The organism is Bacillus sp. 0209A (genome assembly GCF_036765095.1).
Lineage (GTDB): Bacteria > Bacillota > Bacilli > Bacillales > Bacillaceae > Bacillus > Bacillus subtilis_G.
The window spans coordinates 60,297-76,840 of sequence record NZ_JBAIZV010000001.1; the positions used below are offsets into that span (position 1 = coordinate 60,297).

Sequence of the window (16,544 nt, forward strand, 5' to 3'; positions counted from 1 at the left end):
CTTTTGCTGCCGGTCTACAATTTGTCCTCAAATGTTAAAAGACCCCCATTTTAAAGAAAAAGGAGGAGTGTTAAGTTATGAGTAAAAAGTGTAGCGTATGTTTATGGGTCCTTGCTTTATTATTAAGTTGCTTATCTGCGGAGTCTGCGTATGCTGCCAGTACTACAATTGCAAAACATACAGGGAATTCAAACCCGCTTATAGACCATCATTTGGGAGCAGATCCGTTTGCGCTGACCTATAACGGAAGAGTCTACATCTATATGTCAAGCGATGACTATGAATATAATAGCGACGGAACGATTAAGGATAATTCATTTGCCAATTTGAATAAAATATTCGTCATATCTTCAGCGGATATGGTGAACTGGACAGATCACGGAGCGATTCCCGTAGCGGGTGCCAATGGGGCGAATGGCGGCCGGGGGATTGCCAAATGGGCAGGAGCATCATGGGCCCCGTCAGCCGCGGTGAAAAAGATCAATGGTAAGGATAAATTTTTCCTTTATTTCGCAAACGGTGGCGGAGGTATCGGGGTTCTCACCGCAGACAGCCCGACCGGCCCATGGACAGATCCGATCGGAAAAGCGCTGGTAACGCCAAATACGCCAGGAATGTCCGGTGTTGTATGGCTTTTTGATCCGGCAGTATTCGTAGATGATGATGGTGCCGGTTACCTATATGCCGGCGGAGGCGTTCCGGGCGGTTCAAATCCCACGCAGGGGCAATGGGCCAATCCTAAAACAGCAAGAGTCATGAAATTAGGGCCTGATATGACCAGTGTTGTTGGAAGTGCATCTACGATTGATGCGCCTTTTATGTTTGAAGATTCGGGAATGCATAAGCATAACGGAAAATATTATTATTCCTATTGCATCAATTTCGGGGGCACGCATCCGGCCGATAAACCCCCAGGTGAGATCGGCTATATGACCAGCTCAAGTCCCATGGGTCCCTTTACGTATAGAGGGCACTTCCTGAAAAACCCGGGTGCATTTTTCGGAGGCGGCGGAAACAACCATCATGCTGTTTTCAATTTAAAAAACGAGTGGTATGTGGTGTACCATGCTCAAACTGTCAGTTCCGCTCTGTTCGGGGCCGGCAAAGGATACCGTTCTCCCCATATTAATAAGCTGGTGCATAATGCAGATGGATCCCTTCAAGAGGTTGCGGCAAATTATGCAGGCGTAACACAGCTTTCCAACTTGAATCCATATAACCGGGTAGAAGCGGAAACGTTTGCCTGGAACGGACGGATTTTGACAGAGGCATCCTCAGCACCCGGCGGGCCAGTCAATAATCAACATGTCACAAACATTCATAACGGAGACTGGATTGCTGTAGGAAATGCAGACTTCGGGTCAGGCGGTGCCAGGACGTTTAAAGCAAATGTAGCATCTGCTGGAGGCGGAAAAATAGAAGTGCGTCTCGATAGCGCAAACGGCAAGCTTGCAGGAACCCTGAATGTACCTCCCACAGGCGGAACGCAATCCTGGAGAGAAATAGAAACTGCGGTAACCGGCGCATCCGGTATTCACAACGTATTCTTTGTATTTACCGGAACTGGTACAGGAAACTTGTTTAATGTTGATTACTGGCAGTTTACGCAAAGATAACACCAGTTATGGCACCGCTTGCTTGCGATATAAAAGCAGACAGAACACATTTTTCTAATACGGTAAAAGACATTGAAGGAGAGGAAAAAATGATGTCGAGCGTCAAAAAAACAATTTGTCTACTATTGGTATGTTTCACTATGCTGTCAGTAATGTTAATGGGCCCAGGCGCTGCTGAGGTCTTTGCGGCAAATGATGTAACAGTTAATATTTCTGCAGAAAAACAAGTGATTCGCGGTTTTGGAGGAATGAACCACCCGGCTTGGGTTGGAGATTTAACTGCTGCTCAAAGAGAAACTGCTTTTGGCAATGGACAGAATCAGTTAGGCTTTTCAATCTTAAGAATTCATGTAGATGAAAATAGAAATAATTGGTACAAAGAAGTAGAGACTGCAAAGAGCGCGATCAAACACGGGGCAATCGTTTTCGCTTCTCCTTGGAATCCTCCAAGCAATATGGTTGAGACCTTCAATCATAATGGTGACACATCAGCTAAACGCCTAAGATACGATAAGTACGCCGCATACGCGCAGCACCTTAACGATTTCGTTACCTTCATGAAGAGTAATGGAGTGAATCTGTATGCGATTTCCATCCAAAACGAGCCTGATTACGCTCACGAGTGGACGTGGTGGACGCCGCAAGAAATACTTCGCTTTATGAGAGAAAACGCAGGCTCGATAAATGCCCGTGTCATTGCACCTGAGTCATTTCAATACTTGAAGAATTTGTCTGACCCAATCTTGAACGATCCTCAGGCTCTTGCCAATATGGATATTCTCGGAACCCACCTGTATGGGACTCAGGTCAGTCAATTCCCTTATCCTCTTTTTAAACAAAAAGGAGCGGGGAAGGACCTTTGGATGACGGAAGTATACTATCCGAACAGTGATAACAACTCGGCGGATCGATGGCCCGAGGCCTTGGATGTTTCACAACATATTCACAATTCGATGGTTGAAGGGGATTTTCAAGCTTATGTTTGGTGGTACATCCGAAGATCATATGGTCCTATGAAAGAAGATGGCACGATCAGCAAACGTGGCTACAATATGGCTCATTTCTCAAAGTTTGTGCGCCCTGGATATGTAAGGATTGATGCAACGAAAAATCCTAATCCGAACGTTTACGTGTCAGCCTATAAAGGTGACAACAAGGTCGTTATTGTTGCCATTAACAAAAGCAACACAGGAGTTAACCAAAACTTTGTTTTGCAGAATGGATCTGCTTCTCAGGTATCTAGATGGATCACCAGCAGCAACAGCAATCTTCAACCTGGGACGAATCTTAAAGTAACGGACAATCATTTTTGGGCCCATCTTCCAGCTCAAAGCGTGACAACATTTGTCGTAAATCGTTAAAGGCACCTAAGGCAAGCGTACCACGTTGAAATTGAGCGATTTTCCGATCGGAAAATCGCTTTTTTCGTGTCTTGCGTCTGAAGCATACAGCATTAAAGCCTTACATGCGGGAGACATCAGTTTTTCATTGTTATATTTTAGCTGTATTATACGCCAACTTTGATAAAGCATTAATAGATCCTAATTTGGAGGTGTGGTTAAATAGCTAGAAGCAGATTTTATGAAAAACCAGACATTGATCCAAAGAGTTTAGATACTTATCGATGGCAAAAAGTGTTAACTGAAACATTTTTATACATTCCTGAGAACATTTCGCTTAAAATATATCTGAATGTGCTAAAGGGCGAGTCATCCCCTTAATCAAGGAATTTTACGCCGATTGAGGGTTGATGGATATCTCCGACCTGATATTGACGACGACTTGATATCTTTTATGTTTGAGTCAATGCAGTTTCATTTAGTCATGTTTTTTAGGGAATTCGATATTAAGGACTCTAAGCTGCAACATAAGATTAAGTAAGTACTTTGCTGACTTTATGGGTCATGGGCTGCTTGAAGATCATAAATATTCTGAAATTGTTAGCGATCACAAGAAAGTCAGGGAGTAGATATGATTCACTGAAGATAGGATGTAATAGTTTCACAGTTTTGAAAAGCGCTTATAGAGCAATGTTTGTATTTCACATTCGCCACTTTTATTAATTAAGGGGGAAAACGAGAATGAAAACTTATGACGCATTTCCAGAACCAATTGGCGGCTATACTGTCGGCCGAACCCAGATGGATTTTGAGTACACGGCATCAGATCACTCAAAAAGAGAATTGACCGCGTTTATGTACTATCCATCTGATAGCAGCGAAGGGAAGACTCCATCAACGTACATGTTTCCTGAAGTCTACGAAATGGTTCATGACCAGCCACTTGTCACTGAGTATCTGAAGGAAAAGGATTTTTTCTCTATCGATATCAAAACTCATTGTTACGACGACCTTGCTCTCTCCTGGAAGGAAAAACGCTATCCGGTGTTATTCTATGTTTGCGGCGGGGGCGGTTCTCCAGAATGGGGTACAGTGATATGTACAGACTTGGCAAGCATGGGATATGTTGTGGTAAGCATCGGGCATCAGAATAGCACGATGTATAAGCGTAAAGATGGGCGCCTGTTTAATGTATCAAAGGATTTTTCGGATGTCATTATGGCGTTTTCTGAAGATCAGGAGATGCGGGCGTTGGCTGGTAAGATGGAAATGCGGCCTGACGATGAAACTGCCATTGAGATGTGCCGTAACGTGCTTCAACTGCCGATACTTGACAAGTTAACAGAGTATAGTGAATTACAGGCAGAAGATGTAAGGTATGTAGCCGATTATCTTTACAAACTGGACTCTGGAGAGCTGAATTCCATCTTTAAACGCAGATTGTTGCTTGATATCGGCATGGGCATAGTCGGACATTCTTACGGAGGGCCTACAACGGCGATTGTTTGCCGGGACGACGACCGGTTCGCCTGCGGGATTGGCTTGGATAGCGGTGCGTTCGGCCTTCTCGACAGCGACCTTAAGAAACCCTTTTTGCTGCTTTTTTGTGAACCTAACTATAACATGAATGCGATAATTGGCGCTAACAATAGCATGGAAACCTATTATTTCTCTGTTGATCGTGTTGCGCATTTAGATTACTGCGACATTGTGTTTACCAGTGCTTATGAGGAGCTCAGCAGAGGCGAACGGGATGCTATGGAGATGCGAAATCTTGTTACAGACTATACGAAGAACTTTTTTGATCATTACATACTGCAGAAGGCTGCAAGTGTTGAAAATCTGGCATATGATGGCGTGGACTTGATCAAGAAGACCAGCAACAAGGTGACATAACCGAGAGATTGCTGATAAACGCATGTCAAAGAACTAGCCGTAAAATACAGATTAGTAAATTTCCTTAGAATGATGAAGATTTCAACTATATGGAAGTGTAATTATTGAAGGCTTTATTGATTGGATAGAAAATGAATGAGACGAACAACTCCTAACTGAAAAACCTTTATGACCGATTTAATTTATTGAGAACGTAAAGGTTTTTTGATATTACAAACAAATGGGTGAAACTGTAGATAAATTAGAATGGACCCTTGTTTATGTCCCTGTACCTGTACATAAAAGGGAGCTAAAAATCAAAATGATGTCATTCGAATTTTCGTTAGTTTACATAATATATATTCTAGGAAGTAAACAAAATAAATTATTTTCTGTCTCAGAATAAAAGTATACTTGAGTTAGTGAGATAGAAAATGAAATTTTACGCTTCTTAAAACTCAATCATAAAATGGTGTTGTTAATTCATAATAAACGGCTTCTAAATCTTCCAGCGTCATATCGCCATATGCACATTTAATAGCTGAATCAGCAAATTCATCGTAGTCATAATCCGTAGAAAAACGTTGCTGCATCTGTGTCTCGTAAGGTTCGATCTGTTCTTTTTGATTTTGAATATCTTTTTCCTTACCCGGATAGTCCGGGCCATTTATCACATCATTCATATGTTTGAACAGCACCATATACTGTTTCAATATGTCATCCACAACGTAATCCTCCTTATTTTGCTGTATAAGGTGCTAAAAACGGACATCATTGCTGATGCCCGCCAAAAGCTGAACTATTTGGGCTCTGTTCCCCAAATCAGTTTTCCGTGATTATATAATGTGATTTTTTTCGTTGTTTTAAACGTATTTGATTGAAAAAAGGAATAATCCCCGCTTTGTGCATAATTGCTCCAGTCATCATTGTGAAGACGAAGCTGAATATCCCCTGTGCTTGCTCCCGATGAAAGCGCTCCGGTTTTAAATCCTAGTTCCAGATAGGTATCTGCGCCTTTCTTAGGTTTATGCAACGTCACAAACTTGTGGGTCACATTGCCGCATCCGATCTGCGCGTAGTCACAGTCAAAGTTTTGGCCTTTGTTTTTCGCGTTATACCAGTAACGGACAGTGACATCTTTTAAATCAACCGTGGAGTTGCCGTTATTTTTGATGTGAAGCTGCGGGCGGATCTGGTTTCCGTTCACACTTCCATCCCCTGCTCTGGATTGCACAGAGATGCTCTTTTCCTGTGTAGGTTGATCTTGAACCGGCGTTTCAGGGCTGTCCTTCGTCGAATCTTTGGTACCGAGAATGCTTTCTCTTACAAATATTCCTGAAGACGATAAACCTGACAACGGCCAGCCGCCTGTTTTAGATGCTCCCGGCTTTAAAGCTGAAGACGATTCCTGCTTATCAGAAAGATTCCAGTTGACCCAGCTGATGTTCTTGCTGTCGAGATAATTCAGCCATTCCCGTGACTGGTCCAGGAATACTCCGCCATTTCCGGAAGCATCGCTTGTCCCCCACTCCGTCACAAAAATAGGCGCTCCTTTGCTGAGGGCATAGTTTGCCTTATCCCGTAAAAACTGGCCATGTGTGCCGGCATAAAAATGAAGCGCGTACATGATATTGTTATCCGCAAGCTGATCATCTGCAGCATCATTCACATCCTGGCTCCATGTACCGGTACCGACAATGATGATGTTGTCGGGATCGTTTTTACGGATAACGGAACTTACTTCTTCCGCATACGGTTTAATATCACGCTTCCAGTTCACATCGCCGTTTGGTTCATTCGCAATTTCATAGATAACGTTTGGCGTGTTTCCGTAAAGGCTTGACATTTCCTTGAAGAATTCTTTTGCCTTCTCTTTATTTTGATTTGGGTTGCCGTCATTTAAGATATGCCAGTCGATGATGACATATATCCCAAGCTCTTTTGCCGCTTCAACCGCTTCTTTTACTTTGTTTTTCACAGACGGATTATCAATATAACCGCCGTCTGCCGTATACATCGCCGCTCGGAAAACCGTAATGCCCCAATCGTCTCTCAGCCATTTTAAGGTGTCTTTATTGACAAAATCGCCAAACCATTGCAATCCGTGTGAACTGATCCCCTTCAACTGCACCGTTTTGCCATCTTGATTGACTAGCTGTGTGCCTTTTATGCTAAGCTGGCCATTTATGGATACCGGCGTCTTTGTCCCTGCTGCAGATGCTTCTGGAGCCGCCAAGCCGCCGGTCGCTAGTAATGCAATGAATAAACATACGGTTAAGATAGAGACTGAACGTTTCATATATGATATTCCTCCTTCAAATCAATATGTAAAAAATATGCCTAGTAACTCACCGCTCTCCTCCCTTTCGCTTTTTTACCACGAACTCATTGTAAAAAGCTTTCTTATATTTGTCTATCAACCTAATTTCTTGTTTTTAGCCGGCTTAAAAGCCTGTCTAATTTCTCTTTTTGTGTTGTTTCAGATACAAGCTGATACATGTGGATCAAAGATAAAAGTGTATAATCAGGACTTTACACATCATTATTTTATCAAATCAAAATATTCCGCTTCTTTTCGGCAAATAAAAAGCTGCATTCATTGAAGTGAATGCAGCCGTGTTTTTATGCTTCTTGTTTCTCATCTTCCCAAGTTTCAGTGTTTTTAAGACCCGGGATGTTTTTCGATTTAAATACAGGGTCAAGTCCTTGTTTTCGCTGATTCGCGTAATCTTTATACACTTTGTAAGCTACGTTTGACAAGAGCGTTATCACAATTAAGTTAATCAACGCCATAATCCCCATAAAGAGGTCCGCCATATCCCAAACAATCTGGAACCCTGCTACACACCCAAAGACAACCATAGCAATAACCGCGATACGGTAAATGTTCAGCCATGTTTTGCTTGTTTTAATAAATTCAATGTTTGTCTCGCCATAATAGTAGTTTCCGACAACTGAACTAAAGGCGAACAAGAACATTGCGATAGCTATGAAACTAGGAGCCCAGCCTCCAATATGGTGGCTCAGAGCAGCCTGTGTAACCTGGATGCCGTCACCTTTTGGTGTTACACTGTACAGTAAAATGATAAACGCTGTAGACGTACATACGATAAATGTATCGAAAAACACGCCTAATGTCTGAATAAAGCCCTGCTTTGCCGGATGTGAAACATGAGCAGTAGCAGCAGCGTTTGGCGCGCTACCCATTCCTGCTTCGTTAGAGAAAAGTCCGCGCTGTGCACCAATGACGATGATCGCTCCCAGTCCTCCGCCGACAACTTGTTCAATTCCTAAAGCGTTTTTAACAATGATCGCAATAACGCTTGGGAATGCAGAAATATTTGTGAATACAACATAAAGAGCAATGAGAATATAAAGCCCAGCCATGACTGGAACAATCAATTGTGTCACAGCGACAACACGTTTTAAACCGCCGAAGATAATAAAGGCCGTTAAAACAGCAAGAACAATGGCCACAACTATTTTATTCACATGAAAAGCGCCTTCTAACGCTCCTGCAATTGTATTGGATTGAACAGCGTTAAAAATTAAACCGAATGATACGGTAATTAAGACAGCGAATACGATGCCGAGCCATCTGACACCAAGGCCTTTTTGAATATAGTAGGCCGGTCCGCCGCGGAAATCGTCTCCGTCCTTCACTTTATAAAGCTGGGCTAACGTGCTCTCAACAAAGCTTGAAGCCATACCTACAGCAGCTACAACCCACATCCAAAAGACAGCGCCCGGTCCGCCTGTCGCAATTGCTAAGGCAACACCCGTCAAATTCCCTGTACCGACTCGGGATGCGGCTGAAATAAAGAATGCCTGCATAGATGAAACGCCTTTATTTCCGTCAGGCTTCTCTCCCACTATTCTGAACATTTCAATAAAATAACGGAATTGGATAAAACCAAAACGAAGTGTAAAAAATAACCCAAGTCCTACTAAAATATAAAATAAATATTTCCAGATAAAAGCACTTGGAATATTGATTAAGCTGTTGAAAAAAGACTCCATATTGACCTCCCGTATTCATCAATTCATAGTAATTTCAAATTTGATGTTAGATTTTTTAACATGATAAGTCTTATTATATCACAATATGTCGAATTAGGAAGTTTTTTCGTGAAGATTATTGTCCTAGATTGATACTCCCTCCTTCGGTCCCCCTCTCTATTATTTTCCTATGAATAAAAAATTACTTCTTATAAGCTTCATTAAAAATCGTATTTCTTTTGAAAAGTAAGAATTTCTCTGATAAATAGAGGCATAAATCCTAAACAACAAACATATCATTTAAAATATGTTTTTATTCACGTCTCAGACCGGGTATACATACACTAATAAATGAAGTTGCTCTTTCAAAAATAAGCAAAAAGATATATACTTAACAAAGTAAACTTTATTTTTAAATTTAATAAATCAGGTTTACTTTCAGGATGGGTTAGGGTATTATTATAAAAATATTCAGTAATATTAAAGGGGGGGAGATCATTTGAAAAAAGTAACGATACTGAAAGCGTCCATCTTATTCTTGGCGATTGCCAGTTTTCATTTGTTCTCACTTCCCCACGCCTTTGATATCGGCCATCATTATAAAGCCGTAGCCGACCAGCAGGAATTGCATGAGATGAAAGCCGGCCAAAATGCTGATGATGAGAAGAAATCCATCACAGGAGCATTTGCGCTGACTGCTTTATGGGCAATGGCTGTTCGGCTTCTGACCGCTGAAAGCAAAGATACGGGATACTCCCGCAGGCGCCAGCGAAAAAAAAGCTTTATACTGGCCAAATTTTATCAATCGTCTTATTTTGGCAAACTTCATGTTCAACATCACCCGATTATATAACGAAAATATGAGGAGGCTGTTAAACATGTTGTTTATCTTAAGAATGGTGATTATAGGCTTATTTTCTTTCACAGCGCTGAATTTATTTGTATGGCAAGGAATCGAATTTGTTCATGCCTTTACAGATCTTTTCACCAGCCAAGAAAGCTAATTGAAAAACAAACGAAACCCGCTCACATAATGTGAGCGGGTTTTATATTATTGCTCTGTTTGAAGGCGCCAAACAGCTGTGACTTTGCCTGATTCCTCTTCATCAATAAAGAAAGAGCCATTGCTGTATCTGTCGTTTGTCCGCAAGTCTTTTGCCTGCAGTTCTTTTCTGTCGCCTTTTTCTGTTTCCGCCATAAGTCGTTGATCAAGACGACAAGCGAACACCGATACGACACGGTGAGGATTTTTCTTCAGTTCCCTTAGCATCACGACACCTCGTTTTGCACGGGACGTTTTTTCAAACTCGGCGAGACTCATGCGTTTTACCGCTCCCCGCTGTGTGAACAATACAATTGAATCAGATTCTTGAAGGATCTCTCCGGAGACCACAAAGTCATCTTCTTTTAAGTTAATCCCTTTGACACCTGCCGCACGCGCACCAACTACATTTACTTCGTCCTCTCCAAACCATAGGCCGTATCCAAGGTGAGTGGCCATAAAGATCTGGCTTTCCCCATTTGTCACATGTACATCGATCAGTTCATCTTCACCCTTCAAATTTAATGCCACGAGCGCTTTAGAATAACGCTGTGCTTTATAATGGGTGAGCTCTGTCTTTTTCACCATTCCGTTTTTCGTAAAGAACAATAGATACGCTGCTGGATCAAATTCTTTTATCGGTATGGCCTTTACAATCGTTTCATCACCATCAATGCTAATCACATTTGAAAAATGCTGGCCCATGTCCTTCCATCTGATATCAGGCAGCTGGTGAACCGGGCAATAGATATAGCTTCCTTTGTTCGTAAAGAGCAGCAGCACATCTGTCGTATTCATTTCAAACTGATGCAGTATCCTATCCGTATCTTTCATTCCGAAATCCTGACCGTTGGAAGCGGCATATGAGCGCTGGCTCGTCCGTTTTAAGTAACCATCCTTCGTAACGGTCACATATACATCTTCAGAGGCAACCATGACTTCAAGGTTAATCTTAATTTCCTCAATTTTTTCTTCAATCACAGAGCGTCTTGTGTCTGCATATTTCTTTTTCAGTGCTTTTAAGCTGTTTGTGATCACTTTTAACAGCTTTTTATCATTGCTCAGAATGGATTCGAGCTCTTCAATTTTTTCATCTAGCTCTTCAGCCTCTTCCTTCAGCGCTGTGATATCTGTATTGGTTAAACGGTATAGCTGCAATGACACGATCGCTTCAGCCTGAGGCTCTGTAAATTCATATTTCGCTATCAAATTGTTTTTAGCGTCACGTTTGTCGCTTGAAGAACGGATTGTTGCAATGACTTCATCCAAAATGGACAAAGCTTTCATGAGACCTTCTACGATGTGATGCCTGTCTTTTGCTTTTTGAAGCTCGTAAACGGAACGGTTTGTGACGACTTCTTTTTGGTGGCCGATATATGCATCTAAAATAGCCGGCAGACTCATCAGCATCGGACGGCGGTTATGAATGGCCACCATATTAAAGTTATATGTGATCTGCAAATCGGTATTTTTATATAAGAAATTCAAAATGCCTTTGGCATCCGCTTCTTTTTTCAGTTCAATAACCACTCTCAGCCCTGTACGGTCCGTTTCATCGCGAACCTCTGAGATGCCCTCAACCTTTTTATCAATGCGGAACTCGTCCATTTTTTTCACAAGGTTGGCTTTGTTTACTTCATAAGGAATTTCAGTAATGACGATTTGTTCACGTCCGCCTCTGATTCCTTCTATTTCAGCTTTTCCGCGGATAATGATTTTTCCTTTTCCGGTTTCGTAAGCTTTTCTTATGCCGTCAACACCTTGAATAACACCGCCTGTCGGAAAATCAGGCCCTTTTATGACTTCCATGAGTTCATCAACAGAACAAGATGGCATTTGGATGCGTTTAATAACAGCATCAATGACTTCTCCGAGATGATGAGGGGGAATGTCAGTCGCATATCCCGCTGATATCCCGGTAGATCCGTTGACCAATAGGTTAGGGAACATCGCCGGGAGTACGACAGGCTCCTTGCTTGTATCATCGAAGTTCGGCACAAATTCAACCGTATTTTTGTCAATATCCCGCAGAAGCTCAGATGCGATCGGAGATAATCGCGCCTCTGTATAACGCATGGCTGCCGGAGGATCTCCGTCGATGCTTCCGTTGTTCCCATGCATTTCTATTAACACATTTCGCACTTTCCAATCCTGGCTCATCCGCACCATTGCTTCATAAACCGAGCTGTCACCGTGCGGATGATAGTTACCGATAACGTTACCGACCGTTTTGGCCGCTTTTCTGAAGTTTTTATCAAACGTATTTCCATCTGTATGCATCGCATACAGAATTCTGCGCTGTACCGGCTTTAAGCCGTCTCTTGCATCAGGAAGCGCCCTGTCTTGAATAATATATTTACTATAGCGCCCAAAACGGTCCCCGATCACCTCTTCTAATGGTAAATCATGAAATAATTCTGGCTGTGACAATCATTAAACCTCCTCAGCGACCGATAAGTTTTCATTTTCTAAAATATTGCTTTCTTCATCTAAGCCGAAAGCGACGTTTTTCTCAATCCACTTTCTGCGCGGCTCCACTTTGTCTCCCATTAACGTCGTGACACGTCTCTCTACGCGTGCCGCATCGTCGATTTTGACCCTTACAAGCGTACGGGACTCCGGATTCATCGTCGTCTCCCACAGCTGGTCTGCGTTCATCTCTCCAAGTCCCTTATATCGCTGAATGGTATAGCCTTTGCCGACTTTTTTCAGGACATCATCCATCTCTTCATCAGACCATGCATATTCAATGATTTCCTTTTTCCCGCTTCCTTTGCTGACCTTATATAAAGGAGGCAGTGCAATGAACACCTTGCCATGCTCAATGAGCGGTTTCATATAGCGATAGAAAAAAGTGAGAAGCAGCACTTGAATATGAGCGCCGTCAGTATCGGCATCGGTCATAATGATGATTTTGTCGTAGTTGATATCATCGACTGAGAAATCCGCTCCGACTCCGCCGCCGATCGCATGAATGATCGTATTGATCTCTTCATTTTTAAAGATATCAGCAAGTTTCGCTTTTTCCGTATTAATGACTTTACCGCGTAAAGGCAGAACCGCTTGGAATCTGCGGTCTCTTCCCTGCTTGGCTGATCCGCCTGCAGAATCGCCCTCAACGAGATACAATTCATTTTTTGCCGGGTTTCTTGAACCGGCGGGCGTCAGCTTTCCGCTTAATGTCGCTTCAGATTTTTTGCGTTTTTTGCCGCTTCTTGCTTCTTCACGGGCTTTGCGTGCCGCTTCGCGTGCCTGACTCGCTTTGATTGCTTTTTTGACAAGGAGCGTTGCGGTATCCCGGTTTTCCTCTAAAAAATAAGCAAGCTGCTCTGAAACAATCGCATCAACTGCTGATCTCGCTTCGCTTGTACCGAGCTTTCCTTTTGTTTGTCCTTCAAACTGAAGAAGCTCTTCGGGAATGCGAACAGAGATAATGGCTGAAAGCCCTTCCCTTATATCAGTGCCTTCAAGGTTCTTATCCTTTTCTTTCAGCAAAGCCACTTTTCTCGCATATTCATTAAAAGCGCGTGTCATCGCTGTTTTTGCACCTGACTCATGAGTACCGCCGTCTTTTGTTCTGACGTTATTAACAAATGACAGAATGTTTTCAGAATAGCCGTCATTAAACTGGAACGCAAAGTCCACTTCTATTGAATGATGCTCGCCCTCAAACGAGACCACTTCAGACAAGACGTCTTTTTCCTCATTTAAGTAAGCGACAAACGCTTCTATGCCGTTCTCGTAATAAAAGACCTCCTGCTGGTCATTCCGCTCATCAATCAGCTCAATTTTTAATCCTTTTAACAAAAACGCAGATTCTCTTAATCGTTCAGAAAGCGTTTCAAAATTATAAGTTGTTGCACTGAACATCGTTGGATCTGGCTTAAAGTGCGTAAGCGTTCCTGTCTTTTTTGTTTTGCCGATCTTCTCGAGGGATGTAACCGGTTTTCCTCCATTTTCAAACCGCTGCTGATAAATGAAACCGTCCCGCTCAATGGTAACCGTCAGCCATTCAGATAAAGCATTTACGACTGATGCACCAACCCCGTGCAGCCCTCCGCTTGTCTTATAACCGCCTTGGCCGAACTTTCCTCCGGCATGAAGCACCGTTAAAATCACTTCAGGGGTTGGTTTGCCGAGCTTATGCATTCCGGTCGGCATGCCGCGGCCTCTATCCTGTACAGAAATACTGTTGTCTTTATGTATTTTGACGATAATGTGATCTCCATGGCCGGCAAGCACCTCGTCGACAGAGTTATCTACAATTTCATAAACCAAGTGGTGTAAGCCCCGCGCGTCAGTAGAACCAATATACATACCCGGCCTTTTCCTGACGGCCTCAAGGCCTTCGAGCACCTGAATGGCATCTTCGTTGTAATCAAATTGCTGTTTTCTAGCCAAACGTACAAACCCCTTTCAAAAACTAACATTGTCTTTCTCTTTTTTCAGTAATGCGCATCAATTGTAAAAAGTATTTTTTATAAACCTCGCCTTAAGCCGGTACTGCCTTGGACTCCCCATTATAACCAATATGTTTGTGATCGCAACATAAAGCTAACGAATCAGTTCACAAAACATCGGGCAAAGTGCTGTTTTTACGAAACGAGAACGTATGTTTGTTTATTATATATAAAGCAGCAGACCTTCGCAAATCGAACGGCCGAAACCCAGCTGGACAAGGTGTTCAAAAAAAGCTGTTCAAGCTTTATTGTATCTGTTTCACCGTAATACGCAAACAATATCTTAAAATTAAAAAGCAAAAATCCTTGAATTCACAAGGATTTTTGCGGTTCTGCATCTATTTTGTTACTGCGTGCGCCACTTTTATACACAGATCCATGATAACCGTTCTGTCTTTTTCCTTTAGCATCTTGTAAGCTTCTTCGTTGACCAGCCCTTGCTGTGCCCAAAATACCGGAGCATCTGTCTCCAAAAACTCTTCCGCAACGCCTGGCAGCTGTTCAGAGCGCCGGAATACATTGACAATGTCAACTGGGCCGTCAATCTCTTTTAAAGATGAAACGGCTTTGACACCCAGAGCTTCATCAATTGTAGGATTGACGGGAATGATATCATAGCCCGCATCCTGCATCGCTTTTGAAACCATATGTGACGTTCTATCCGGCCGGTCCGAAAGCCCCACTACCGCTATTCGCTTGCTTCTATCAAGAATCTCTTTCAATTCCGCTTTGGAAGGGTTTTGCATTCTGTACCACTCCTTTTTCATCTATTTTACACGATCAAAATGAAAGAAATCAAAATATGGTGCACATTTGTGTGGATGTGTAAGCAAACTTTACAAAAAACTTGTCATCAGATCATGACATCTCATGTTAAAATAGAAAGAAGGGACTTTGAAAAAGGAGAAATGTAGATGTTTATTGCTTTATTGATTATTTTGGCCTACCTGATAGGCAGCATTCCATCTGGCTTAATTGTGGGCAAGCTTGCCAAGGGAATTGATATTCGGGAACACGGAAGCGGCAACCTAGGCGCAACCAACGCGTTCCGTACGCTGGGCGTAAAAGCTGGTTCCGTCGTCATAGCCGGAGATATTTTGAAAGGGACGCTGGCAACTGCATTGCCTTATCTCATGCATGTTGATATTCATCCGCTTCTTATTGGAGTCTTTGCAGTTTTAGGCCATGTGTTTCCTATATTCGCCAAATTTAAAGGCGGTAAAGCCGTGGCAACGTCTGGAGGCGTTTTGCTATTTTACGCACCTCTGTTATTTATCACGATGATCGCGGTATTTTTCATCTTTTTATACTTGACTAAATTTGTTTCCCTGTCATCAATGTTAACAGGGATCTATACTGTTATATATAGTCTCTTTGTCCATGATAGGTATTTATTGATTGTTGTTACCCTGCTCACTATTTTTGTGATATACAGACACCGGGCGAACATTAAACGAATTATCAATAAAACAGAACCTAAAGTGAAATGGTTATAAACGTAAAAACCTTCTCTTTTGACACAGAATAGCCTAATACGTTTATAATAGAGAAAATTCAAATGAAGTACAAAGGGGTGTTCTGTTATGAATATGACAATTAACGAAGACGCACTGAACTGGTATAAAGAAGAGCTGGATTTAGAAAGCGGAGATCAGGTTCGCTTTTTCGTCCGCTACGGCGGCTGTAGCAACGTTCAAAAGGGATTTTCCCTCGGTGTTGCGAAAGATGCCCCGCAAGAGGCTGGAGCCACTGCAGAAGCCGGCGGCATTACCTTCTTTATTGAAGAAAGTGATCTATGGTACTTCGATAACCACGACCTTCTAGTCAGCTATTCAGAGGATGCTGATGAACCTGTTTTTGAATATCAATAAAAAAGGAACGCACGTTATGTGCGTTCCTTTTTTTACAAATGAAATCTTTTAAGATGATCGGTCAGGTTCTCTTGTTCCAAAATATATTTTTGTGTCTTACCCAGGAGATCAAAGTGAGGAAATTCACTTTTCTTATGTATCCATTCTTTTTTTAAACCGTACGCCGCTCCCCATTGAATCAGTTTATCAATATCTGCACAGCCGGCTTTTGTCACGGTCTTTGCTTCTGGAAACCGGTCATCCAGCCAGTAATGGGTTAAAAATGCAATGTCTCCTCTTTTCACTGCTTGTTTCCACCGGTTGAGTTCTTCCCGTTTCACTCCAAACGCCATATCTCGTTC

General features: G+C 42.4%; 14 protein-coding genes. 7 read left to right on the forward strand and 7 right to left on the reverse strand.

The features are described 5' to 3' along the window. The first annotated feature begins 77 nt into the window (after window positions 1-77). The 3 genes from V6D44_RS00105 (at window position 78) to V6D44_RS00115 (ending at window position 4,852) form a co-directional block, all read left to right on the forward strand. Window positions 78-1,616 carry a glycoside hydrolase family 43 protein gene (locus tag V6D44_RS00105; protein ID WP_087991406.1) on the forward strand — a complete coding sequence of 513 codons (1,539 nt, stop codon included), beginning with the start codon at window positions 78-80 and terminating at the stop codon, window positions 1,614-1,616. Between the two features lie 89 nt (window positions 1,617-1,705). Then, a complete protein-coding gene (locus tag V6D44_RS00110) occupies window positions 1,706-2,977 on the forward strand; it encodes a glycoside hydrolase family 30 beta sandwich domain-containing protein (protein WP_202327729.1) in 1,272 nt (423 codons plus the stop codon). 720 nt (window positions 2,978-3,697) lie between these two features. After that, window positions 3,698-4,852 carry an alpha/beta hydrolase gene (locus V6D44_RS00115; protein ID WP_087991408.1) on the forward strand — a complete coding sequence of 385 codons (1,155 nt, stop codon included), beginning with the start codon at window positions 3,698-3,700 and terminating at the stop codon, window positions 4,850-4,852. Between the two features lie 437 nt (window positions 4,853-5,289). Here the strand turns inward: V6D44_RS00115 and V6D44_RS00120 are convergent, their stop codons facing one another. From V6D44_RS00120 to V6D44_RS00130, 3 genes are all read right to left on the reverse strand, one after another. Beyond that, window positions 5,290-5,556, reverse strand: coding sequence for a YnfE family protein (locus V6D44_RS00120; RefSeq protein WP_253269128.1), 267 nt, complete (start codon window positions 5,554-5,556; stop codon window positions 5,290-5,292). A gap of 74 nt (window positions 5,557-5,630) precedes the next feature. Further along, entirely contained in the window at window positions 5,631-7,130 is a 1,500-nt protein-coding gene (locus V6D44_RS00125) for a cellulase family glycosylhydrolase (protein ID WP_202327629.1), read from the reverse strand. A 323-nt stretch (window positions 7,131-7,453) separates the two neighbouring features. Further along, window positions 7,454-8,851, reverse strand: coding sequence for an alanine/glycine:cation symporter family protein (locus V6D44_RS00130; RefSeq protein ID WP_148961703.1), 1,398 nt, complete (start codon window positions 8,849-8,851; stop codon window positions 7,454-7,456). A gap of 478 nt (window positions 8,852-9,329) precedes the next feature. Here V6D44_RS00130 and V6D44_RS00135 point away from each other — a divergent pair, with 478 nt between their 5' ends. After that, window positions 9,330-9,683, forward strand: coding sequence for a hypothetical protein (locus V6D44_RS00135; protein WP_087991412.1), 354 nt, complete (start codon window positions 9,330-9,332; stop codon window positions 9,681-9,683). 25 nt (window positions 9,684-9,708) lie between these two features. Next, complete coding sequence (locus tag V6D44_RS00140) at window positions 9,709-9,834, forward strand: hypothetical protein (RefSeq protein WP_277986964.1); 126 nt, start codon at window positions 9,709-9,711, stop codon at window positions 9,832-9,834. Between the two features lie 47 nt (window positions 9,835-9,881). Here the strand turns inward: V6D44_RS00140 and parC are convergent, their stop codons facing one another. The 3 genes from parC to V6D44_RS00155 form a co-directional block, all read right to left on the reverse strand. After that, window positions 9,882-12,302 (reverse strand): DNA topoisomerase IV subunit A, encoded by a 2,421-nt coding sequence (gene parC / locus V6D44_RS00145; protein ID WP_087991413.1) that lies wholly within the window; start codon window positions 12,300-12,302, stop codon window positions 9,882-9,884. 3 nt (window positions 12,303-12,305) lie between these two features. After that, on the reverse strand, window positions 12,306-14,273 hold the full coding sequence (gene parE / locus V6D44_RS00150; protein ID WP_087991414.1) for a DNA topoisomerase IV subunit B: 1,968 nt from the start codon (window positions 14,271-14,273) through the stop codon (window positions 12,306-12,308). 397 nt (window positions 14,274-14,670) lie between these two features. Further along, complete coding sequence (locus V6D44_RS00155) at window positions 14,671-15,078, reverse strand: CoA-binding protein (protein ID WP_087991415.1); 408 nt, start codon at window positions 15,076-15,078, stop codon at window positions 14,671-14,673. A 168-nt stretch (window positions 15,079-15,246) separates the two neighbouring features. Here V6D44_RS00155 and plsY point away from each other — a divergent pair, with 168 nt between their 5' ends. After that, complete coding sequence (plsY, locus tag V6D44_RS00160) at window positions 15,247-15,828, forward strand: glycerol-3-phosphate 1-O-acyltransferase PlsY (protein WP_253269127.1); 582 nt, start codon at window positions 15,247-15,249, stop codon at window positions 15,826-15,828. An 87-nt stretch (window positions 15,829-15,915) separates the two neighbouring features. Continuing rightward, window positions 15,916-16,203: a HesB/YadR/YfhF family protein gene (locus tag V6D44_RS00165; protein ID WP_087991417.1), complete on the forward strand. Its 288-nt coding sequence runs from the start codon at window positions 15,916-15,918 to the stop codon at window positions 16,201-16,203. 32 nt (window positions 16,204-16,235) lie between these two features. On the opposite strand, the gene V6D44_RS00170 is transcribed toward V6D44_RS00165, so the two are convergent. Continuing rightward, window positions 16,236-16,535 (reverse strand): hypothetical protein, encoded by a 300-nt coding sequence (locus V6D44_RS00170; protein ID WP_087991418.1) that lies wholly within the window; start codon window positions 16,533-16,535, stop codon window positions 16,236-16,238. Between the last annotated feature and the right edge of the window lie 9 nt (window positions 16,536-16,544).